Origin of the sequence: Paraburkholderia sp. HP33-1 (assembly GCF_021390595.1) — a bacterium.
Lineage (GTDB): Bacteria > Pseudomonadota > Gammaproteobacteria > Burkholderiales > Burkholderiaceae > Paraburkholderia.
Map to the genome: position 1 here is coordinate 628,781 of NZ_JAJEJR010000001.1, position 22,646 is coordinate 651,426.

Here is a 22,646-nt window from a genome sequence, read left to right on the forward strand (position 1 = left end):
TAATTAATCCGGTGGGCTGTCATGTTTCTTTCACATCCGGCTCGTAGCGTTAGCGCTCTATTTATGCGCTGGCGTCCTGTCGCCAGCTTGCCGAGCCTGCCTTTGTCCTTGCCTTTGCCCAATTCATCACCGGCCGGCGCGCCGGTCTCCACCGAAACGGTCTGGATCGTGCCGTTGGAGGAGCATTCGTGGTACGACCATGTGCGCCTGAAGCGCGTATTTGTCACCGACGGCACACGTCATCAGGTCGTGCTCGTCGATCTGCGCAAGCTGCTCGTGTGCGCGGATCGTGACAACACCGATTATGTGCTTAAGCCCGTCGCCGAGTGGCACGGGGGCAAGGTCCGCGGCATTCGCGAGTTTCTCGATCCCGACAGCCCACGCATTCCGCAGATGCCGTACGTGACGATCTCCACGCGTCGCGCGCCGGGACTGCTCGGCTGGGTCGGCATCGAGCGCGAGGGGGTGGTCGCGTTTCGCAACGGCCAGCATCGCGCGCGCTATCTGTGCGCGGCGGGCGCGCGCTGGTGTCCGGTCGAAGTGCACGAGCGCGAGGCGGTCTTGCTGCGCGAACTGTGCGGCGCGGCCGATGATGCCCGCACCGCGATTCGCGCAATCCAGCCGGGCGGCGAGGGCGGCGTCTAGCTTGCGCCGCCCGCGGCAAATCGCGTACGACACGGGTGTCCCCTCTACTCCGCCGCATGCACGATGTTGCGCGGCGTGCCCGCCTGCCACGCCGCGATGTTCGCGAGCGTGGTCTGCGCGATCTCGGTCATCGCCTCGTGTGTGAAGAACGCCTGGTGCGCGGTGACGATCACGTTCGGGAACATCAGGAGACGCGCGAGCACGTCGTCCTGGAGCGGCAGATTCGAGTGATCCTCGAAGAAGATGCCGCCTTCTTCCTCGTAGACGTCGAGCCCCAGATGGCCGAGCCGGCCTTCTTTCAACGCGCCGATCAGCGCGTTCGCCTCGACGAGCCCGCCGCGCCCGGTGTTGATCAGCATCGCGCCGCGCTTCATCTTCGCCAGCGCGGCGCTGTCGATCAGGTGATAGGTGTCGGGCAGCAGCGGACAATGCAGACTGACGATGTCCGCTTGCGCGAGCAACGTATCGAGCGGCACGTAGCGTGCGCCGAGCGCGAGCAGTTCGTCGGAGGGCGTGCCTGGATCGTAGGCGAGCACCTGCATGCCGAAGCCCGCCATGATGCGCGCGAACACCCGGCCGATGATGCCCGTGCCGATCACGCCGACTGTCTTGCCATGCAGGTCGAAGCCGAGCAGCCCATGCAGCGAGAAGTCGCCTTCGCGTGTGCGCGCGACCGCGCGCGGCAGGCGCCGGTTCAGCGCGAGGATCAGCCCGACCGCATGTTCGGCGACCGCGTACGGCGAGTAGGCCGGCACACGCGCGACCGGCATGCCGAGCCGCTCGGCCGCCGCGAGGTCGACGTGATTGAAGCCCGCCGAGCGCAGCGCGATCATGCGCGTGCCGCCCGCATGAAGCCGCTCGAGCGTCGTGGCGTCGACATTGTCGTTGACGAACGGGCAGACCACCTCGTAGCCATGCGCGAGGATCGCGGTGTCGCTGTCGAGCAGGGATTCCTGGAAATGCAGTTCGTAGCCGTGCGCGGCATTGGCCTCGGTAAATGTGTCGTTGTCGTACTGACGACTGCTGAACAGGATCGTGCGCATATCAGGCTCCGAACAAAGCACGTGCAAACCTGCCGCAAGAAATCGGCCAACAGCAGATTTTCTTCTTCACGATGTTAGGCGACTTCGCGATGAAAGAGTAACTGTCGGACGTTCGGGAGATCGTTGCACTACCTGCACCGTCAGGGGGTGCGTCCGTGTGGCGGCTCGTCTGGCGCCCGAAGTGACGGCCGGCTAGCCTGGCCAAAAAACTTGCGCAATCGCGCGGTTCGGTGAATGATCGGACGAACGGCCTCGAACGGCGTGCCTGCCGCGAGGCCGTTCGTTCCTTTGTGCTCCAAATTCACACACCGACCATGCCGATTTCAACCTCCACTACCGTAGCTTCGTCCGTCCCCTGTCCGGTTGTCGAATCGCTCGACGCGATCCTTCCCGAAGAACCGCTCCTGATGATGGGCGCCGGCCCCGTGCCGATTCCCGCCGCGGTCGCGAAGGCCAATGCGATCGTGATCAACCATCTGGGCGGCACGATGGCGAAGGTGGTGAACCAGGTGAAGACGATGGCGCGCTATGTGTTCCAGACGCAGTCGAAGTGGGTGCTCGGCGTCGCGGGACCGGGATCGGGTGCGATGGAGATGGCGATCTCCAATCTCGCGTGGGAAGGCACGCGCATGCTGTGCATCAAGAACGGCTTCTTCAGCGACCGTATGGGCGAAATGGGCCGGCGTGTCGGCGCGCGCGTGAGCGTGCTCGAAGTCGCGGACCGCACGGTCGCGAGTCTGGATCAGGTGGCCGAGGCGCTGCGCCGCGAGCGTCCCGAGGTCGTCACGGTCGTGCAGGGCGAGACGTCGAACACCGTGTGGAACCATCATCTGAAAGACATCGCCGCGCTCGCGAAGGAAGCGGGCGCGCTCGTGATCGTCGATGCCGTCTGCACGCTGAGCACGATGCCGCTCGAAATGGACAGATGGGGCATCGATGCGGTGATTACCGGCGGCCAGAAGGGCTTGTCGTCGATTCCGGGGGTGTCGCTGATCGCGTTTTCAGACGCGGCGTGGGCGCGCGTCAAAGACCGCACGGCGCCCAATACGCACTGGTGTCTCGATGCGTCGCTGGCGGAAAACTTCTGGCACAACGCCGGTTATCACTACACGGCGCCGGTGTCGGGCGTGCTCGCGCTGCACGAGGCGCTGCGGCTCGTCTGCGCGGAGACGCTGGAGAAGCGCTTCGCGCGCCATCTGAAATGCTCGCTCGCGTTGCAGCAGGGCGTCACCGCGATGGGCCTGCAACTGTATGCGCCCGAGCATTGCCGGCTCAACTCGGTGGTCGGCATCGAGGTGCCGGACGGCCTGAGTCCCGCCGACGTTTGCGCGCATATCTCGCGACAGCATCAGGTGGAAATCTCCGGCTCGTTCGGTCTACCCATAGTGCGTATCGGACAGATGGGCGAGCAGTGTCGCGAGCACAACCTGTTTCGCACCGTGCACGCGCTCGGCCGCACGATGGTCGATCTCGGCATCAAGGTCGATCTGCCGGCGGGTGTCGCGGCGCTCGAGCGGGGGCTTTCGGAAGGGAAGTAACGGAATGTTGAGACGGATGGCGGGTCGCCTTTGTGCGAAACCGCACTGAACTCGATCTCGTCATAGGCACAATTGGCCACATTGGCATTGACGGCCATGTACAGCCCTCGCGGGATGTAGCAAGGCCAGCGTCGGGGTGGTCCGCGCCCGCCCCGGCTCATAAAAGCGGCAAGACAAACTGCTCGAACGGCATCAGGCTCAATTTCGTAGGAATCACTTGCGAGCATGAGCTTCCGGTCGATCGCTGTGTCCAGAAGACTGGATCTGGCTTCGCCCATCCGAATCCGGTTCTGACGCGGCTCGCAGACGAATTTGATAGCGTCGAAAAACTGACGAACAGTCGCGAGTTACCCGGAATGAGAGAAGCCGGCGATATTTTGGCGGCGCGTTGGGGACATCTTCGTGCTTGAATGTCCCAGATGGCATCAGGACCAACCATGCAACGCATGCTAAGGGCGGCTTTTGCGTGGCATTTGCTTCGCAGGCAGGAAATAGATATAGAGAAATGGCGGCATCGCCACCCCCAAAACGCTCTCGAGATAAAAGAATGCCGGCAATAGATACAAAAATCGATTTGAAATACTGGCAAATCGTCCCGTTGATCATTTGCGTGTTTCTATTGCAGGTTGGATATACCGTTCACCTTTCAATAGCGGGTGCGTTTTTTCTTTTGATGATGATCTGCGGTATTAGAAGGCTGACCGTTCCTGCGCTGGTTCTTGGCTTGATCGGCATGGTGCTCATTCTCCTGCCAATTATTTTTTCGCCAGTAAATGATCTTGCCGACAATGCATTATACCGGTCTTTCAGAGAGGCGCTCGGATTTTTTGTCATCATTTCACTAAAGAACGTTAGATTGGTGATTGGCAACAAAACGCATCAGCGGATAAGGCGCTCGATCTGGATCATCATCGCGGGCCTTCTTTTGATAACGGCTCTCCAGGCGATCGATATATTTGCATTGCACAGCGGAAGATTTTTTATGTCTTATCGCCTTTTTCCCGGGACAATTGATCTGGAAAACTGCTGGACATTGGCTTCCTGCTGGTCGGAATTTGGCGTGTCGCGCGGTATCTCCGTGCTGATACGACCTGCCGCAACCTATGCTGAGCCTTCCTATCTGGGATTTGTTGTCTTATGCCTTGTGTTTGCCAGTCAGAAGATAAATTCCGGAAATAAGACCGCAAGAAATTGCATTATCTTCATCGCGTTGATCATCGTATTGTTGGCTCAAACAGTTTCTGGAATTATTTCGCTGGCCATACTTCTATTCGTTGTCAACTGGAGGTACTTGTCGAAAAACATCGGATTTATCATTTTTGGAGCTGTCTTCCTGTTGGCTTCGGCGCTACTGCTGAGTGGCAGATTCGAAGCGTTGCTAGGTGGCTCAGATGAGTCGGGGCTCATTCGGTTGGTATATCCGCTACAGGTAGTAGGGGAGGTGTTTTCCAGAGGGTATATATTTGGCGTTCCTATGGATTATGTTCCGCTTGTTTTAAAGGATGTGGGGGCGCAGGGATTGCATACTGCCAGCGATAATGCACTTATCAATATGTTTATACTGTATGGTGTAAGTGGGTTTGCGATTTTGGCAATCCTTTTTTTAAAGATGGACTTCGCGGAAATTGTGTTCCTGTTGCTTACCATGCAATTTAACGGCGGAATATTCAGCTACGAAAAGGTCGCAATGATTTCGTTGGCTTTGCTTCTCTATCGCGCACACTTTCAAAGCAGAGGCGCTTCCGAATCGGCGACCGTGGGCAGCACCCTACATCACTCTGGAGGAACTCCGGTCGATGAAATCCCAGGCAAAATCGCCCGGCCGACCATGCCAACTCCAGGAACCACGTGAAGTGACTTACTCGATGCAACAGGAGGACGTGTTGTACAACGGACGGGTGCCGAACGCATTGAAATTATTGAGCATCTTGCTCGCAACCGCCGCGATGATTTTGTGCTCTGGGCACGCGAATGCCATTACGTTTTATGTTGCGCCTGATGGAAGTAATAGGGCATCTGGTTTGTCATTTGAGCGCAACGGTGCCGACGGGCCGCTGGCGGACATTGGATCGGCGATAACGCGCGCAATTGAATACCGGCAGAAGCATAAGTCGTCGCTTACGCCCGTCGCCATCGCCGTTGCGGACGGCGTCTACCGCGTCTCCGAGCCGATTGTGCTCCCCGCTGGCGCATCCGGTTCGGCGAATGCGCCGCTGCGAATTTATGCAATGAATCCGGGGGCGGTATGGATAAGCGGGGGCAAAGCGCTCACCGGATTTCGGCCACTCCGGGCCGGCGAAGCGAATGAGTTGCCCGGCACTTCGAGGTCCGCGGTTCGCGTCTATGATTTTTCTCGCAACGGGCCTGTGTTGCACGGCTTGCAGCCCCACGGCTGGGGCGAAGAGCCGTCGGTTGCAAACACTGAACTTTATTTTGGCGACAAGCGAATGCCGATGGCGCGCTGGCCACAGACTGGCTTTGCTCGTATCGAAGCGGTAAGAGGCGATACTGGCCGACAATTTGTGTCCGAGCAGCCTCTTCCGACAGGCTCTATTCTGGGGAAAGATTCATGGGCTGTCGGCTATTGGTACTACGACTGGGCGATGGAAGTGCTACCCGTCAGCGCACTGAACGGCCGCCAGAATGATTTCGAATTGGGTGGCACTCCAAATTTCTCCACTCGTGCGGGGCAACGTTTTTTTCTAATAAACGTCCTGTCGCAGCTAGCATCGTCAGGTGAATGGGTCCTGGACGCAACGAACCAACGGATCTACTTTTGGCCGCCATCGAGCGATCTGTCGCAAACCGAAATATCTGATGCGGAATCACTGGTCAGGGTCGAGGGAGCGAGCCACATCGAATTGGATGGCTTGAATTTCAAACTGGCACGGGGTCCTGCAATCGTCATTCGCGACTCCCAGAATGTGCGAGTAAATCACGCCGAAATCCGGGGCATTGGAGGGCGGGCAATCGATGCGGTGGGCAAGGAAATCGAAATTTCAAACTGCCGGATTCATGATGTTGGAGATGGCGGTGTGTATATTGGGGGTGGCGATCGAAAAACACTAGCGCCGGGCGGCTCCGTAGTAAAAAACAACGAAATATACGATTTCAATCGATGGAACTATACATATCGCCCAGCAATAAGCCTATGGGGAGTTGGTAATATTGCAGAAAACAATATCATCCACGATGCCCCGCACCTGGCAATCAAGATCAGCGGCAATGACAATATTGTTAGATTCAATGAAATCTACAATGTTGTGGAAGATACCAGTGATGCCGGCGTGATATATCTCGGGCGTGATTGGACGCAGCGCGGTAACGTCATAAGCGACAATTATATTCACAATATTGGCAAGCAATCGAAAGACGCCCGAGGCGTCTACCTGGATGATCAGGTGAGTGGCACGATCGTTGAAAGGAACGTCTTCTATAAAGTGCCGAAGGCCGTGTATGTGGGAGGCGGGAGAGACAACGTCGTCGTCGGAAACCTGTTTGTCGATAGCGCACCTCCAATAAGCATCGATGACCGCGGCGTTTCGTGGCAGGCAGACTGGGTTCGCGATCCGGGCGGCCCGTTTCGAAAGGCGTTGAATGCGGTTCCTTATCAGGGATTCGCATATGCGAAATATCCGCATCTCAGCACAATTCTGATGGACAATGTCGGAGCACCAAAATATAACATTGTGAGCAGCAATTTGATGATTAGAAGCGGCTGCGTAAATCTGTCAGGCGATGGTTTTAGGAATGGCGATTTCTCCCTCCGGTCGACCGATAACGTCTGTCTCCCAGAGGCCGATGTGTTTCTATTTTCAAATAGAATACCTAAAATCGAAGATTTCGAGTTGCCGGCGACATTTCGTTCGCGACCGTCCGGTTTTGTTGGAGCGTCTGCGAGACGCGTTGGTCCGCAGGCGGAGTACGGTCAACCATGACTGGCAGGTAAAATAGTTCTGTCGTATTAAGCGGTTCTGTCGCGGTAGGGAACTCTGGACGATTCCATGCGAACACTCTCCTGGTGCGGATACGGCGACACGCTAATCCACGCCGCCGGACCGGGTGGGATCAGAACTGGAAGTAGATGAAATCCACCCGGCCGAACACGCCGAATAACACAATGTAGTACATCAGCGCGACGCCCCCCACAACCGGCAGATATAGGCGCACGCGTAGGCGGTGCAGCCGTTCGAGCCGGTTGCTGATGTGGAAATCCACCACCAGCAAGATCAACAGGTTCACCACTAGAAGCAGCATTTCGAAGCTGGCCAGGTTAAGCATTTTGAACGTGCCGTAGTCCAGCGGCCCAAAGTGACGCATGGTGGCGAAGAGAGCCATTGCGTTGTCCAGGCTGCCGGCACGAAAGAACACCCAGCCCGCCAGCACGATCGCCGACGTCCACACCCAGCCCAGGACCGAGCGCCAACGCGCATGCTCCGCTTCGGCCTCGCCCACGATATTGCGCCAGAATCGCTCGACCGCAAGGCCCACGCCATGCATCGCGCCCCAGATGATAAAGCTCCACGCTGCGCCATGCCACACGCCGCTCAAGACGAAGACGATGACAGTGTTGCGGATGGCCCGTCCCTCGCCCCCACGTGACCCGCCAAGCGGAATGTACAGATAATCGCGGAACCAGGACGACAACGAGATATGCCAGCGGCGCCAGAACTCAGTCAGACTGGTCGAGAAATAAGGCTGGCGGAAGTTGACCATAAGGTCAAAATCCATCAGCCGCGCCACGCCCCGGGCGATATCCGAATAGCCCGAGAAGTCACAGTAGATCTGGAAAGCAAACATAACTGTCGCGAGCAGCGTATAGGACCCGTTGAAGCTGCTGGGGTGACCGTAGATGCCAGCCACCACCGGCGCCAACGTGTCGGCGATGCACATTTTCTTGAACAGGCCATAGCCAATCAGCCACAGCCCCGAGAGGTTTTCCCGGCGCGGCAGATGCACCTTGCGGAACTGGGGCAGCATGTGCCCGGCCCGCTCTATCGGGCCCGCCACCAGCTGGGGGAAGAAAGCGACATATTGCGCATAAGTAAGGAAGTTGCGTTCGGCGGCCACGCCCCGGTTATAGACATCCAACGTGTAGCCGATCGACTGGAAGGTGTAAAACGAGATGCCCACCGGCAGCACCAGGTTCAGCGCATATTGCGGCAGGCTGTAGCCGAAATACCCGGCCGCGGCGACCATGTTTGATATCGCGAAATCGAGGTACTTGACCGTGGCAAGGATGCCCAGGTTGATCGTCAGCGCGGTGACCATTGCCGCGCGCCGCACCACCGTCCGCTCGGACCCGCTCATCACCAGCGCGGTGGTGTAATCGACGATAGTGGTAAAGGCCAGTAACAGCGCGAAGGCAGGGCGCCAGCCCATGTAGAAGATATAGCTGGCCACCAGCAACAACACTGGTTGAGTACGGCGCGGCAGCACGAAGAAGGAAGCCAGAAAGATGCCGAAAAATGCGAGAAACTCGAAGGAATTGAATAGCATCAGTCAAAAGCTCCGGTTGCTCGGACTAGCTGCGCGAGATCTTTTGTGTAAAGCACCGAACCGGCCGGGTTGAGGTGGACTGGATCGGCGAAACTGGGCGCCGGATAGACATAGCAATCAGGCCCAATGCCCACTACATACGGATCGCGGCTGATCACTTTCACTCGCCGGGCGTCGGCCGGTGGGGGGGGCGCAAACTCGCCCATGCGCATGTTCACCGGCACGTAAACGATCCTGAAGTCATACTGTCGCGCCAGCGCAAATAATTCGTCGTGCACCAGCGAGCTGTCGACCAGTCGGCGCCGATAGAGTTCGTTCGGCGAGTCGGTCGCCAACCGGTAGCCGGCCGGCAGCTGATCATCGGGGTAATGACTCTGCGACTTGATGAAGTACCAGCCGCGATCGCGCAACATCTGGTCGACCTCGCCGCGGGCATGGCGGTATTCGGCGGTCAAATTGAGATGCGACTGAAAGACGAACAGCGCCAGATTGCGCAGGAATTGGCGGAACGGGGCGATATCGTTGACCAATGCCGCATCATTAGTCAGGCGCGCGAACAAACTGGGCGGCTGCTGCAGCGCATCCCACGGCTCAGTCAGCACGACGTGGGTCGGCCGGTTGCCCCCCGCCAGCGCCGCCTTGAGCACAGGCAAGAAGCGAGCATCACCCGGAAGTGCCAAATTAACGCTGCGCACCTGCGGCCCCATCAGGGAATCGAACAGCGCGGGGCGAAAACCAGCCATCGTCCTGCTATTGCCGAAGACCAGCACGCGCGTTTTGTCGCCGGGCTCGAACAGATCTTGGCGGATTAACTGTTCGAACTTGGCTGCGTAAATCAAGTCGGAACCCGGACGAACGAAAGGCACCGCGCGCCAACCGGCCCACAGCCCCAGCCAGATCAGAGCCGAAAGCGTTAGGAATAGCGCCAACTCGATGGTCAGCACACCTTTCCCATTCGCGTCATCATTTGAGCGCGTCAGCTCCGCCGGGGGGGCCGTTGCGGCCCGCACTGGATTCACACCCATCGTGCAGCTCCGTAATTAAGCCTGGTCCAGAATCAAATTTGCCGCCAACTGACCTGGCGGAATTCTTTTCAAGTTTTTGTCCGATCCTGTATGGACAATGTCGGCAAGTGTTCACGAAAAAATGATCTGGAATTGAGTGCCACCGCACGCACCGATCCAAGAATCCGCTGTTGATGGGTTTGGTCTTTGCTTTGGCGCAGCCCCCTGAATCAACGGACCAGTCGCCCACTCAAAATAGCGGGTGAGCATACGACTGTGTTTAGACGCTATGTGGGAGGGCCGCGGCAGTAAGCCCGACTGGAGTAAAACGGGATTTGCACACTCGTTTTCTCCGAAGGAGCACGCCCTGACGCGCAGGTTCTCCGACCTGCGCACGTTCCGGTTCGTTGGCCGGCGTGACATGCACGGCAAGCAACCGCCCCAAGGTCTGCTGGTAAACCATTTCCCTCGGCGGGAAGTCATTGGGCAACAAACGCCACGGTGTGCACCCGCGCGTTCGATTCAGCGCAGCGCGTTGAACATCTCGGGCAGCTCGTAGCGGCGCTGCGGTGCGTCCTTGTTCATCAAGATCAGGTATGGAGCGGCAAAGTACCACTCTTCATTCGATACCTCCGTCGGGTATGGCCTGCATTTTTTTTCGCCGGGATACCAGGTCTAACTCAAAGTTCCTGACAGCCTATAAATGGGGAACATGCATGGCAGGGTAAGCACAGATATTTAATCTGATGGAAATGATTCGTACTGCATTTAAAACTTGGCACTACCCGCTGCATGATGGCCGAAACCGACGGTGTGATGCGCCTCCGAGATCACGCGTGCGCCGCTATCCTCATCGTAATGACAGCGTTGCGCGGCGAAGCATTTACAGACCTTCACATCTCAAACCGGGGAAGAACATGCAAATGCTCGATGTGTTAACTTATTTTGCCCATACCTTGCGTGCGGGAGAGCGCACTGCGGTTGCCGCTATTCTCTGCGTTGCAATCGAGATAATGCTACCGTTGGGCAAGGTGTCGTTTGCATCACGGGCGCGCGGAATTATGTTTCACATCTGTTATCTGTTTATCGGTGGGATTTTCTTCGAAGGATATCAGTCTCTAATCGCCGCACTGCATATCCGGCCGCTTTTCTCAATATCGCTCGACGGCGTATTGAATTCGCCACAGCCTGTCTGGCGCGCCGCCGGCATCGCCCTTGCTTTCGCCGCGGCCATAGTAATGGGCGATTTCCTGTACTACTGGTTCCATCGCGCGCAGCATACCTTCGGCTTTCTATGGCGGTTCCATCAGGTCCACCATTCGATTCGCGAGATGAATGTATGGAACTCCAATATGCATGTATCGGAGGAGTTGCTCCGCCCTCTCGTTGTTACGCTTCCAATGGCGCTACTCATCGACTTCCATCCCCCTTTTCTGTGGTCAGTGGTTGGCATGGTGATACTCATTCAGGGCACCTTTGAGCACGCGGACACACGCATCAGCTTTGGCCCGCTTTCCTATCTGTTTGCGGACAATCGATTTCATCGAATTCATCATTCAGTCGAGTTGCGCCATTACAACCGCAATTTCGCTGCGGTCGTGACTCTATGGGACGTTTTGTTTGGAACCGCACATTTCCCGAAGAAAGGCGAATGGCCGGAGGTCGGTCTTGACTACACTAATGAGCCTAACGGTCTGATCCAATATCTGTTAATGCCATTTACCGTCAGCCTACCCGTCCCCGCTGCAAAAGACCCATCCCCAGGGAGTACGGAGTGATGTCCTCACTTGCGACGACACTCGGATCGCGGCTTGCCGATGCGAAAAACAGGCCGTCCGGTTTCGACTACATGCGTCTCGTGCTCGCTGTCTTGGTGGTCGCGAGCCACACCATTAACGTCTGTTATGGTCACAAGATCACTCTAGCGGTATGGTCCGGGCCAGCACGAGCACCACTCGCGCTAATTTTGCCAATGTTCTTCGCTCTGAGCGGCTTCCTGGTCGCAGGCAGCTTCGAACGGTGCCGCACGATCGTGTCCTTCTGCGGGCTGCGGGTACTGCGGTTGCTCCCCGCATTAGCAGTAGACACGCTGATCGCCGCATTGCTGATCGGCCCGTTCTTTACAACGCTTCCACTTCATCAGTATTTCACTGATCCCGGGTTCAGGGCGTACTTCCTGAACATGCTCGGAGACGTCCATTTCGCGCTGCCTGGCATGTTCGCCAGCAATCCGTGGCCCGATGCAATCAATCAGCAATTGTGGACGTTACCGTACGAACTAGCCTGTTATGTCGCATTGACTATCGCCTCGTATGCCGGCATGGCGCAACGACCGCACCTTCTGCTCGCCGCGTCGATTGGTGCGAACGTGTTGCTCGTTGCGCTTGCGAACCGCCACGGTGGTGTGCCTGCAGTGACCGTACACGGACCGATGCTTGTCCTCTGTTTCTTCTATGGCGTTTGCGCATACCAGTTTCGTGACCGGATCGTCTGGAGTTCATGGCTCGGTGTGCTATCTGGCGTCGTCGCGGTGATTTGCCTATCCGTTCGCGGCGCGGATTACTTCGCAGCGCTGCCCGCCACCTATCTGACAGTCTTTCTCGGACTCACGGAGCCGAGACGCCATCGTTTTGTCGCAAGCGGTGACTACTCATACGGCATCTTTCTTTACGGTTTCCCGATACAGCAAACCGTGGCCGCGTTGCTTGGCCCGGCCGCGCTCACCTGGTACATACATTTTCCGATTTCGCTCACGCTCACACTCCTCTTTGCGATGATGTCGTGGCATGGCGTCGAAAAGCGTGCCCTGAAACTGCGCGGCTTGCTGAACCGTATCGAAGATGGTGCGTTGCACATTGCCGCCGCCGTGCCAGGGGGGCGATATCTCGTACCGGCGCTTGCCGTCCGGATCGCGAAGTCGCCGACCTTCGAATGATCGTCGGAGGGCGAGCAGATTGATTTATTCGTGAGCTTTGAAATGAAGTAGTGATGCTTTCTGCGAAAGTCGCCAGGTTGGCGGAGGCATTTTAATAGTTTGGAGTTTCCAACTGTCGGCGTAGATTTCCCGACGACTGCATTTTCTGCAGCTTTTGGTGCGGCCGGACTCGCATGTTTGTACGGAGGCTGGATACGCTGGAGACGTGACCGGATGGAGACCCGGGTGAACGGCTACTGGCATCCTGCGATCCGCGAATTCGTTGTTGTTCAGATTGGTATGTAAGGTTTCGCATCACCGGCCCGTTGTTGCGACGGAACTCCAAGATCTAATCGTCGAGGCCAAACTTGAAAATATTCGCTGACGAAAATGTCCCCAATGGCCTTCAGGCCAGCATAGTAAAGTCCGCGGCCGCGCCGGTACGACTGCTTGGCGGGTCCACCGGGCAATCGATCTTTCGTGAACCATGGTGGCTCGATATTGCGACCGGTGGCCATTGGAGCATGGCCAAGGTTCAGCGCGGTAACCAGTTGCTGGGACAGTTGCCTTACTACTCCACTCGCATGGGCGGATGGGAGATTTCTCGACTGCCGCCGCTCACGCGCACGCTCGGCCCTGTCATCAAACCCATGGGCCTTGATCCCGCCCGTGAGCAGCACCATCGCCAGGTGGTCACCTCGGAACTCATCGAACAGTTGCCGCATTTCGACTGCTTCTACCAGTTGTTCGACTCGCGTGTCGACGATGCGCTTGCTTTTTCACTGCGCGGTTTCACGGTATCCGCGCACTATACGTTTCAGATCTCGCCAGAGGGCACGGCCGACGAGGCCTGGGCGCGGCTGCATGGCAAAACGCGTAACGTCATCCGCACCGCGGGCAAGAAGCTGACCGTCGCGCCGGTCGCCACGCCAGGTGAATTCATGGAGTTCTATGAAGCGAATCTGTCCGAACGCGCGCGCACGAACGCCTACGGAAGCAGCTTGATGTTCGAACTCGTCAGCGCGTTCGTTGAACGAAATGCCGGGCAACTGCTAGGCGCGTACGGCCCAGGAGGCCGGCTCGTCGCCGCCATCGGTCTCGTCTGGGACCAGAATGCGATGTACTACCTGCTGTCATCGCGCACAGCGGAGGCGCATTGTGGTGCGATCAGCTTGCTGATCTGGACGGCGATTCAGCGGGCGCTGGAACGCAAACTGACGTTCGATTTTGACGGGTTCGCGAGCGCTGGCACATACAGATTTCTGCAAGGATTTGGCGGTACGCTCAGGCAGCGTCTCAGTGTCGAACGCATGAGTACGATGTATTCGATAGTGCGAACGCTCAAGCGCCGGATCGTTCCCAACTCGGGTACGGTGTTTTCTCACACCCTCTGACAGGCAATTCATTCCAGGTAGTGTTCGATTACGAACGGTGCGACACGAAGCAGTCATATACGCTATTGTTTGACGACCCTTCGAACAGCATCGATTGAAGATGCGGGTAATTTGCCGACAGGAAAAATCGGCGCATCCGGCGCACGAGTGCGACGGCCGCGTCGCCGTCGAGCGAGTGGTGCACGCCCAAATGGTACGACCACACAGGATAATTTTCAGCCCTGCTGGCGTAGCAAAAATTCTTTCCCGATACCATGCAAAGGCAACCACATTTGATATGTGCGGTTAAGTACCGTCAACGGGCACGCGCACTTGTAGAGTTGCCGCAATACCTTGCAGCGGAGAAGAAATCCAATGGCCTTCGATCCTACTTTGCTTTACCGAGGCAACAAGGACGCGGGACAGCTTCGTCTGTCCGACTATACCGGTGTGCTGAAAGTGCACTGGCGGCTCATCATGTCCGTCGCGCTCGCGGTCTTCGCGCTCGGTGCGCTTTACGCGTTACTGGCACCGCCCACCTATCGCGCTGACGCGCTGATCCAGGTCGACAATCAAAACCCCAACACCGACCCTGCGTTCAATCAGCTCGCCGCGATCTTCAATGTCAGGACTACTTCGGACACGGAGATGGAGGTGCTCGGCGCACGGCTCGTGATCGGCGAGGCGGTGCGTAAGCTGCATCTCGACATCGAAGCGAAGCCCCGACGTTTTCCGTTGCTGGGCGGATTGATCGCACGTTTTGCGGACGACGGCCAGCCGGGCACGTCGCTCCCTGGTCTCAGGAGCTTTGCGTGGGGTGGCGAACGTATCGACGTTTCGCGTTTCGATATTCCGTCAGCGTTCTACGACAAGCGCTTCGTTGTCACCGCTATGGACGATGGCCGATTTGAACTCACCGACCCGAAGGGTGACGTGGTCGCGAACGGCGTGGTAGGTACAGTAGTTACGGGGACTACGACAAAGGGTCCGGTGACGCTCCTGATTGACAGGCTCGTTTCGAGCCCGGGTACCGAATTTACGCTGACGCGCTCGCCCTTGCTTGAAACTATCACCGACTTCCAGAACAAGCTGACCGTCGCGGAGCGAGTGAAGCAATCCGGCATGATAGGCATTGCGCTAGAGGGCCCCGAGCCCCAGAAAACGACTGACACGGTCAATACTGTCGCACGTGAGTACGTCAATCAAAACAACGCACGCAAGGAATCAGATGCTGAGCGCTCGCTTGCGCTCTTCGACCAGCAACTGCCGCGTCTGCGCGCCGAAGTGGACGACGCGGAGCAGCGCTACAACGCATTCCGCGAAGAGCATGGCGCGGTCAATCTCGATGAGGAGAGCCGCCTTCTGCTACAGCAGGCGGTCGACCTCGACACCAAACTCACGGACTTGAAGCAGCAGAGCTCGGATCTGGCGCAGCGCTTCAACGGTGCGCATCCCGCAGTCGCGTCGATCGACGCGCAGATCGCCGACCTTCAACATCGCCGGGACGCATTGAGCCGGCAAGTGGCGGGGCTGCCTGCTCTCGAGCAAACCTTGATGCGTCTGCAAAGGGAAGTGCGCGTCAATACGGGCCTGTATACGAATCTGTTGAATCGTGCTCAGGAGTTGCGGGTCGCCAAGGCTGCGCAGGCATTGAACGTACGTGTCGTGGATTACGCACTGCCGCCCGATCGGCCGGCGAAGCCGAAGGTACCGCTCGTGCTGGCCCTTTCCGCTGTGTTCGGCCTGCTGCTCGGCACGATATGCGCGTTCGCGCGACAAGCTAACTCAAGCGGAACAGAAAGCAGCTACGACATCGTGACAGTGACGGGCGTGCCGGTGTCAGCCGTCGTGATGCGCAGCAACATGCAAGCCCAGTTGCAGAAGGACGCCCGACGCACGCAAGGCGGCCCCCCGCTTCTTGCGGTACGTGCTCCTAAAGACATGGCCGTCGAAGGCATACGCAATCTGCGGACGATGCTGCAATTTGCAGACGTATCGACAACCAATCCCGTTATCGCGCTGACGGGCCCGCATTCGGAAGTGGGCAAGTCATTCCTTGCTTCCAACCTTGCCGCTGTGATGGCGACGGACGGTAAGCGCGTCGCCATTGTCGACGCCGACATGCGCCGTGGAGATGTTCACCGCTTCTTTGGTGCACACGCAAGCCCGGGACTTGCCGAAGTTCTCGAAGGTGACGTCGCCGTGGAAGACGCGTTGATCCGCAACGTCGCCCCCGATGTGGACTTGCTGCCCTGCGGCTCCTATCCTTCCAAACCTGCCGATCTGCTGCACTCGGCGCGCTTTGCTGCCTTGATAGAGCAGCTCTCGCTGCGGTACGACAGGGTGATCATCGATACGCCTCCCATTCTTGCCGTGACCGATGCGATGCTCGTTTGCAAGCACGCCGGTACGATCCTGATGGTGGTGCGCCACGGCAAGGAGTCGCTTGAGGACATCAGTGAATCGGTAGGCCGGTTGCGCGTAGCTGGCATGGTGCCAAGCGGAATTCTTTTCAACGACATACCGCCTCACAGTAAAAGCTATACATCGTACTATGGCCACCCGTAGGCAAGCCTGGGTCGTACGATAAAGACTGCGGACATCGTCATGTCTGCCTGGGGTTCCAAGTTCGCCGAAGCCATATGAAGACATTTCGCCTTCTCCAAGGACTCAGGTTTTCGCTCGCACGCATGCCTATTCTTTCCGGTGTCGCGGCGAACTCCTACAATCAGGTCGTCACTGCAGTCATACAGCTCGCGTCGCTGCCTTTCTTCCTGCATTTCTGGGGCGCGGAGCGCTATGGCCGATGGTTGATGATCGCTGCGATTCCGGCCTATTTCCAGATGTCCGACATTGGCCTCAGCGCAGTTGCGATGACCAAGACCTGCATAGCTTGGGCCAGAGGAGACCTCGATGCAGCCAAGGTGACGTTTCGAAGCGCGCTGCTCGGCGTCACCCTGTTCGCGCTCGCCGGCGTCATCCTCACCGCCCTTGGGTGCGTCTTCTTCTCTCCAGCCGACAAGGAGGCCGGGGGCGCGTTGGTGCTGCTCATTGCAAGCGCGCTGCTGAGCACATACTCGAGTCTGTATGACGCATGCTTCAGGATTATCGACCGCTACGCATACGGCACGTTCCTCCAGTCTTCGATCAGGCTCGGCGAATGGGCTGCGGGACTTGCTGCGCTCGCTTTTGGCGCGAATTTCTTCGGCGTAGCGTTGGCCATGTTTGTCACGCGCCTCATCTGTCAGACGGCGCTCACGCTCTACGCGCACAGACTCGTGCCGCAACTCGGCATTAGCTTTGCCGGGGCGTCGTTCACAGAGATACGAGCACTTTTGCCTCTAGGCTTCGCCTATCTTGGCTTTACGCTCGGCTCAGCCCTCGGTGTTCAGGGCCTGACTCTGCTCGTCGGGAACGTGCTCGGCGCGCCGGCGCTTGTGGTCTTCTCCACCTACCGGACTCTGTCGCGCACGGTGACGCAACTGATCAACGTGGTTGGCCATTCAATCTGGCCGCGATTTTCGATGTTGTACGGACTTGGTCAAACCGAGGTCGCAGAGCGCCTCAGGGTACGGACCGAACAGGCGCTGATCGCGCTGTCCGTGCTCTGCCTCACCGGGATCGCGCTGGCGGGACGACCTATCATCGCTTTTTGGGGGCGCGGCGGACTCAGTTACGAGCCGCAAGTGCTGTTGCCGCTTCTCGCCGCAACCGCATTGACCGCTGTTTATCAGGTCAAGCTTATCGCGCTCATTGCGACGAATCGCCATATTGGCGTATCGCTGCGCTTTTGCATTGTCAGCGCGGTCGCCCTGGTGATGGCTCGAGTGCTCGTGCCGAGTCTCGGCATCGCGGCACCGATAGCCGCAGTCGTCGGCATCGAACTCGCGATGGTCGTCGTCGTCAATATTGCCTTCTCAGCAGCAAACGAGCCGCCGCGCGCGAGCGAACCGCTTGCGTCGCGGTAGTGGGCGAACGGCAAACGAATGAGGCATCCATGACACGCGGTAGCCGGTTCGGTCAGTCGCACATGTGCGCGCACGCGGCAGGGTGCTGATACTTGTCACTCTGACGACGCTATTCATCCCGTCCTGCGGCGTCTGCGACAAATTCGGACAAAACGAAGCGCATGTCTATATTGCAGATTATTGAGGAGAGATATTGACGAGAAGTTGATCTGAAATAGCCGAGCCGCGGGGTTCACATTTTTCCGCCGGTTGCAGGTGTGCTAGTTGGCAGGCAGCTTTCCCTGGCGCCGAGTCGCTTCGAACTGCCAGGAAAACATCGACTAGCGGAATGTGAATCCGCTTTACGATAGTTATCGAAATCGTCTATTGAGGAGAATCGCCGATGTTTGTCATCATCGCCCCGTACAGCGTCGAGCACGGTTCAGAATACGGCAACCCCGCGGCGAAAACCAAGATAGGTTTTTTCCTGTCGCTCCTCGCGCGACTGGAGCGAAAAATCGTGCTAGTGAACACGTTGCACGCCAAGGAGGTCTGGCAGAAGCGTGAAGAGTATACCTGTCGCGTTGGGGACGCCTCAGTACGTGAGATCGTTTTGCGGCAGTATCCGGTGCGGCCAATCGGCAAGCTCCTGAACCTGTTCGAGGTGGGTGCGGTAGCAAGGGAAATCGCGCAGGAGGGGGAACCCACGCTCATCTGGGCATACAACGGGTACGCGTTCGAAGCACTGCTCGCGCGCGCGCTGAAGCGGCGCTTCAACGTACCTTTCGTATTCGAGTACGAAGACGCGTCGATGGCGCGGCGCAAATGGCATCCGAAGACCTGGGTCGATTTTCTCGCCTCGCGCTATTTACTGCCGGAGCCCGATCTTTGCCTGGCCGTCAACCGTTCGCTTCTGAAGCGGGAGCGCCGCCGCAGTGGCTGCGATGCTCAACTGTGCCCCGGCGTCGTGTCGGCGGGGCTTATCGAAGCCTGCATCAAGCGGCCAGCGTTCTCTGAGGAACGAAGGCACAAGGTCGTGGTTGGCTATTTCGGCACGCTCCATCCCGAGAAGGGCGCTGATTGGTTGCCGGAGCTGGTCGAGCGTCTCGGAGATAACTTCGTCTTCCATGTGTCGGGAAGAGGACCACTTGCCGAAGAGTTCGAAGCGCTTAGCGCTCGCCGTCCTAATTTTTTCTTTCACGGATACGTCGACCAGGATACGGTCTATGAACTGATGGCGAGTTGCGACGTCCTGCTGAATCCTCATCAGTCGATCGAGGCTTTGGGCGGCGGCCTATTTCCATTCAAAGTGATTGAGTATGTCGCTACGGGACGATTGGTCGTCTCGACCGCGTTGCCGGATGCGAATCTGGCGACCGCATTTAAATCCATCGTTTTCGTCGAGCACGACATTGCATCGTTCGTCTCCGTGTTGAATGTGGCAAGGCAAATCTATGAACATAGACGCGCGCGAATCGAAATCGCGGTGGCGGATGTTCGGCGCCGATTTGGTGAGCAGGGGCTCCTGGAGGCACTCTCCGAGGTTATCGTCGGGTCCCGCGATGTCGAAACCGGCCAGATTGATGCAGGCGAGCTCGAACTGATTGAGGCGCAACGCAACGCGGAACTGCTTCAGAAGCAACCTCTTAACCCAAAAAACGCTAACAGAACGGACGCTGAAGTCTTCGCCAGCAGATGATGCGGCCGGCGATGTTCATGAATGCGTCGTGTATGGCCGGAGGGGTTCGAGCTAGACGTGGGGGCGCCTGAGGTGCAGCCACGCGTCGCATCGGACCGAGGAGACAAATAATGAGAAACACGCCGATCGAAGCTGGTTTGAGTCGTCACATTGCCGCCCGTCCCGGCACAGGCACATTCTCTCGCGAAGTCCGCGTGTGCCGCTCGCCGGCGGAGTTCGCGCGCCTGCGTCCGGCGTGGGAGACACTCGACGCCGCATACCGGCCTGGCCTCGATTTCACGTTCGCCGAAGTTGCGGCTGATCACGCATTCGCGCGTGGCGACACGGTCAGCGTCGTGCTAGTGTCGGACGGCGCGGCGCTCGTCGCCCTCTGGCCGCTGATGATCGCGCGCCGTGGCGGATGTCGCGTCGCACGCACGCTCGGCTGCGGAAACGACGAGGAGTACGGCGGCCCGCTCCTTGCCGATCCTGCCGATGCACGCCTCTACGCCGCCGCGCTCGACGCGTTGCGCCGCGTCGAAGCCGACGTGCTGGAGCTGCGTATGCTCGACCGCGAGGCCCCGCTCGCTGCGGCACTGGCCCATATACCTCAGTCGTGGGTGATGGGCGCGATACCGGCACGCTGGCGCCGCCTGGACGGCTACTCGATCGCGCTCTCCAGTTTCGCAACCTACGACGCCTTTCTCGCCACGAGGACCGAGTCGCTGCGTGGGCCCCTGCGCCGTCGTGCGAAGCGCCTCGCCGAGCGTGGTGAAGTGGAGTATGGCTGGTGCCAAAGTGCCGACGACGCCCGCGAGGTGCTGACGTGGCTCTTTGCGAACAAGCGCCGCTGGGCACTCGCTCGCGGGCTCCACACGGCGTATCTGATGGACGATCAATTGCGCGATTTCTTTATCGACCTCGCGGGACGGATCGATCTCGTGGCAACACCGCTGGTTTTCTTCGTGAAACTGAACGGCTCACCCGTGGCGGCAGCGGTCAATATCGTCGGGCCGCGCACCATCGAGTACTACATCACCACCTACGACGAAGCGTATGCCGCGTTCTCTGTCGGCAACCTTCTCATCGACCGCATCGTGCGATGGGCGCACGCAAGCGGCCGCGATTTCGACTTCCGGCCGTACTTTTCCATCTACAAGGAACGTTGGTCCAATCGTGAGACCTGGCACGAGCACCACTTCGTCATGCTCACGTTGCGCGGCCGGCTCGCCGAAGTGCCTCTTGCAGTGGAGCAGATCCGGCGCATCGTTCGCAAGGTCCGCGAGGTCGCCGTCGACCGGCTGCGCGCGAAGGTGCTGGGCCTGGGTGCGATGCCACAGGCGCCAGACGGCACGTCGAAGGACGCATGAGAGACAGCGAAGCAGGCCCCGCGCCAGGGCCTGCTGACTACGCGCGCCGACCAACGACAAGTCACTGCGCCGCGGACAGGTTGCCGACCTTCGCGTGGCGCAGATACAGCACGGTAGACAGCACGACCGCCGCGGCTGCCGCAATCGCGGCAAACAGGAACACCGAGCCATAACCGAATTCGCCGGCGATATACCCCGCCAACGGCCCGGTAATGGCGAGCGACAGATCCAGAAACACCGAGTACGCGGACAACGCCGCGCCCCGGCTCGCCGGCGGCACGAGCCCGACCGCCTCGACGCCGAGCGCTGGAAACACCAGCGCGAAGCCGAAGCCGGTCAGCGCGGCGCCCGCCAGCGCGATATGCGGCTCGGGCGCGAGCCACAGCATCAACAGACCCGCGCATTCGAACGAGAACGACGCGATCGCGACACGAAAGCCGCCGTAAGTCTTGATCGTGTTCGCGAAAAGAAGGCGCGCGCCGATGAACAGCGTGCCGAACAGCGTCAGCGACAGCGCCGCATTGGGCCAGTGCTTCGCCGCATAGAACAGCGTGATGAAGGTCGCGATCGAACCGAAGCCTGCCGAGCCGAGCGCGAGACCCATGCCGTGCGGCAGCACGCGCGTGAACACGCTGCGATACGACATCCGCTCGCCGTGCACGACCGGCACCGCCGCGATCAGACGCGCGAGGTAGTAACCGAGCGCCGCGAGCGCGATCACCAGAATGCCGAGCGCGGGAAAGCCGATCGAGTGCGAGATCGCCACGCCGAGCGGCGCGCCGATCGCGAGTGCGCCGTAGGTTGCGATGCCGTTCCACGAAATCACCCGCGCGTTGTTGGACGTGCCGACCCGGCCGATCCCCCACAGGATCGCGCCGGTGCCGCACAAACTTTCGCCGAAGCCGAGCACGAGGCGGCTGCACACGAGCAGGACGAGGCTCAGCACCGGCCAGCGATCGGTCAGCGCCGCGAGCAGCAACAGCACGCCGCTCGCGCCGCAGCCGAGCAGACCGATCGACACCGTGCGCTTCGGCCCGAGCGTATCGGCCGAGCGGCCCGCGAGCGGCCGCGACGCGAGCGTCGCGAGGTACTGCACGCTGATCGCCGCGCCGGCCAGCACCGCACTGTAGCCGAGGTCGGCGTGCACGTAGCCGGGCAGCACCGCGAGCGGAATGCCGATCGTCAGGTAGCAAAGAAAGGTGAAAAAGACGACCGGAATGATCTGCAGGGTCGTCGCAAATTCGCTGCGGGCGGACGCGGAATCGGTGGACATCGGGAAAACGAGACTTGAAATCGGCGGGGAGGCGTGATTCTCCCATGGAACCGATTCCTTTGCTGGCATTGCTTAAAAATTCGATCGAATAAATGGCGGGATGGGACTCGATAAAGCTTCGGTTTCGCTCCGACGGGCGCGCGATTTTTTGGCGTGGCGCGGCGGCGTGTCAATATCGGGTGTGTCCATTGAACTGCAAAAACCGTGAAAAGGCGGCAAAAGCACTTAATCAACATAAGCGCCACTGCGCGCAAATTCATCTCGATATCGCGCGAAGAATATGTCCCCCATGCGATTCGAGCTATGGGTTGCGTTTATTGACGGTGATAGCTTTCAAACCATCAACGCGGCGTGTCCGCGTG

General features: G+C 58.8%; 15 protein-coding genes and 1 pseudogene. 11 read left to right on the forward strand and 5 right to left on the reverse strand.

Features of this window, described 5'->3' with window-relative positions:
• Nucleotides 1–21 precede the first annotated feature (21 nt).
• Nucleotides 22–645, forward strand: coding sequence for a plasmid fertility inhibition factor family protein (locus L0U81_RS02905; RefSeq protein ID WP_233800089.1), 624 nt, complete (start codon nucleotides 22–24; stop codon nucleotides 643–645).
• A gap of 44 nt (nucleotides 646–689) precedes the next feature.
• Here L0U81_RS02905 and L0U81_RS02910 read toward each other — a convergent pair whose 3' ends face one another.
• Complete coding sequence (locus L0U81_RS02910; protein ID WP_233800090.1) at nucleotides 690–1,688, reverse strand: 2-hydroxyacid dehydrogenase; 999 nt, start codon at nucleotides 1,686–1,688, stop codon at nucleotides 690–692.
• Nucleotides 1,689–2,002: 314 nt separating this feature from the next.
• On the opposite strand from L0U81_RS02910, the gene L0U81_RS02915 reads away from it, so the two are divergent.
• The 3 genes from L0U81_RS02915 (at nucleotide 2,003) to L0U81_RS33655 (ending at nucleotide 7,164) form a co-directional block, all read left to right on the forward strand.
• The gene (locus L0U81_RS02915; protein WP_233800091.1) at nucleotides 2,003–3,226 is read left to right on the forward strand and encodes a pyridoxal-phosphate-dependent aminotransferase family protein; all 1,224 of its coding nucleotides are present in this window, start codon (nucleotides 2,003–2,005) and stop codon (nucleotides 3,224–3,226) included.
• Nucleotides 3,227–3,632: 406 nt separating this feature from the next.
• Complete coding sequence (locus L0U81_RS02920) at nucleotides 3,633–5,078, forward strand: hypothetical protein (RefSeq protein WP_233800092.1); 1,446 nt, start codon at nucleotides 3,633–3,635, stop codon at nucleotides 5,076–5,078.
• Between the two features lies 1 nt (nucleotide 5,079).
• Nucleotides 5,080–7,164: a right-handed parallel beta-helix repeat-containing protein gene (locus L0U81_RS33655; protein ID WP_233800093.1), complete on the forward strand. Its 2,085-nt coding sequence runs from the start codon at nucleotides 5,080–5,082 to the stop codon at nucleotides 7,162–7,164.
• Nucleotides 7,165–7,294: 130 nt separating this feature from the next.
• On the opposite strand, the gene L0U81_RS02930 is transcribed toward L0U81_RS33655, so the two are convergent.
• The 3 genes and pseudogenes from L0U81_RS02930 to L0U81_RS02940 form a co-directional block, all read right to left on the reverse strand.
• Nucleotides 7,295–8,725: an MBOAT family O-acyltransferase gene (locus tag L0U81_RS02930; protein ID WP_233800094.1), complete on the reverse strand. Its 1,431-nt coding sequence runs from the start codon at nucleotides 8,723–8,725 to the stop codon at nucleotides 7,295–7,297.
• Entirely contained in the window at nucleotides 8,725–9,750 is a 1,026-nt protein-coding gene (locus L0U81_RS02935) for a hypothetical protein (protein WP_233800095.1), read from the reverse strand. Before L0U81_RS02935 ends, L0U81_RS02930 begins: the two co-directional genes overlap by 1 nt.
• Nucleotides 9,751–10,177: 427 nt before the next feature.
• A pseudogene (locus L0U81_RS02940) lies at nucleotides 10,178–10,323 on the reverse strand (IS5/IS1182 family transposase); the annotation flags it as partial.
• 323 nt (nucleotides 10,324–10,646) lie between these two features.
• Between L0U81_RS02940 and L0U81_RS02945 the strand changes: the two are divergent.
• The 7 genes from L0U81_RS02945 to L0U81_RS02975 all read left to right on the forward strand — a co-directional run bounded on the left by L0U81_RS02945 (nucleotide 10,647) and on the right by L0U81_RS02975 (nucleotide 21,011).
• Nucleotides 10,647–11,507, forward strand: coding sequence for a sterol desaturase family protein (locus L0U81_RS02945; RefSeq protein ID WP_233800096.1), 861 nt, complete (start codon nucleotides 10,647–10,649; stop codon nucleotides 11,505–11,507).
• Nucleotides 11,507–12,664: an acyltransferase family protein gene (locus L0U81_RS02950; RefSeq protein WP_233800097.1), complete on the forward strand. Its 1,158-nt coding sequence runs from the start codon at nucleotides 11,507–11,509 to the stop codon at nucleotides 12,662–12,664. Before L0U81_RS02945 ends, L0U81_RS02950 begins: the two co-directional genes overlap by 1 nt.
• Nucleotides 12,665–13,011: 347 nt before the next feature.
• A complete protein-coding gene (locus tag L0U81_RS02955; RefSeq protein WP_233800098.1) occupies nucleotides 13,012–14,037 on the forward strand; it encodes a GNAT family N-acetyltransferase in 1,026 nt (341 codons plus the stop codon).
• A 354-nt stretch (nucleotides 14,038–14,391) separates the two neighbouring features.
• Entirely contained in the window at nucleotides 14,392–16,584 is a 2,193-nt protein-coding gene (locus tag L0U81_RS02960) for a polysaccharide biosynthesis tyrosine autokinase (RefSeq protein WP_233800099.1), read from the forward strand.
• 74 nt (nucleotides 16,585–16,658) lie between these two features.
• Nucleotides 16,659–17,984: a lipopolysaccharide biosynthesis protein gene (locus L0U81_RS02965; RefSeq protein ID WP_233800100.1), complete on the forward strand. Its 1,326-nt coding sequence runs from the start codon at nucleotides 16,659–16,661 to the stop codon at nucleotides 17,982–17,984.
• Nucleotides 17,985–18,366: 382 nt separating this feature from the next.
• On the forward strand, nucleotides 18,367–19,662 hold the full coding sequence (locus L0U81_RS02970) for a glycosyltransferase (RefSeq protein ID WP_233800101.1): 1,296 nt from the start codon (nucleotides 18,367–18,369) through the stop codon (nucleotides 19,660–19,662).
• A 110-nt stretch (nucleotides 19,663–19,772) separates the two neighbouring features.
• Nucleotides 19,773–21,011: a GNAT family N-acetyltransferase gene (locus tag L0U81_RS02975; RefSeq protein ID WP_233800102.1), complete on the forward strand. Its 1,239-nt coding sequence runs from the start codon at nucleotides 19,773–19,775 to the stop codon at nucleotides 21,009–21,011.
• A gap of 61 nt (nucleotides 21,012–21,072) precedes the next feature.
• On the opposite strand, the gene L0U81_RS02980 is transcribed toward L0U81_RS02975, so the two are convergent.
• Nucleotides 21,073–22,284, reverse strand: a complete 1,212-nt coding sequence (locus L0U81_RS02980) for an MFS transporter (protein ID WP_233800103.1) — start codon at nucleotides 22,282–22,284, stop codon at nucleotides 21,073–21,075.
• Nucleotides 22,285–22,646 lie beyond the last annotated feature (362 nt).

What these genes read in the sequence shown, in the direction of transcription:
- L0U81_RS02970 (WP_233800101.1), top strand. Translation starts at nt 18,367, where the DNA reads ATGTTTGTCATCATCGCCCCGTACAGCGTCGAGCACGGTTCAGAATAC.
- L0U81_RS02960 (WP_233800099.1), top strand. Translation starts at nt 14,392, where the DNA reads ATGGCCTTCGATCCTACTTTGCTTTACCGAGGCAACAAGGACGCGGGA.
- L0U81_RS02930 (WP_233800094.1), bottom strand. Translation starts at nt 8,725, where the DNA reads ATGCTATTCAATTCCTTCGAGTTTCTCGCATTTTTCGGCATCTTTCTG.
- L0U81_RS02910 (WP_233800090.1), bottom strand. Translation starts at nt 1,688, where the DNA reads ATGCGCACGATCCTGTTCAGCAGTCGTCAGTACGACAACGACACATTT.
- L0U81_RS02905 (WP_233800089.1), top strand. Translation starts at nt 22, where the DNA reads ATGTTTCTTTCACATCCGGCTCGTAGCGTTAGCGCTCTATTTATGCGC.
- L0U81_RS02935 (WP_233800095.1), bottom strand. Translation starts at nt 9,750, where the DNA reads ATGGGTGTGAATCCAGTGCGGGCCGCAACGGCCCCCCCGGCGGAGCTG.
- L0U81_RS02980 (WP_233800103.1), bottom strand. Translation starts at nt 22,284, where the DNA reads ATGTCCACCGATTCCGCGTCCGCCCGCAGCGAATTTGCGACGACCCTG.
- L0U81_RS02945 (WP_233800096.1), top strand. Translation starts at nt 10,647, where the DNA reads ATGCAAATGCTCGATGTGTTAACTTATTTTGCCCATACCTTGCGTGCG.
- L0U81_RS02915 (WP_233800091.1), top strand. Translation starts at nt 2,003, where the DNA reads ATGCCGATTTCAACCTCCACTACCGTAGCTTCGTCCGTCCCCTGTCCG.
- L0U81_RS02950 (WP_233800097.1), top strand. Translation starts at nt 11,507, where the DNA reads ATGTCCTCACTTGCGACGACACTCGGATCGCGGCTTGCCGATGCGAAA.
- L0U81_RS02975 (WP_233800102.1), top strand. Translation starts at nt 19,773, where the DNA reads ATGAGAAACACGCCGATCGAAGCTGGTTTGAGTCGTCACATTGCCGCC.
- L0U81_RS02965 (WP_233800100.1), top strand. Translation starts at nt 16,659, where the DNA reads ATGAAGACATTTCGCCTTCTCCAAGGACTCAGGTTTTCGCTCGCACGC.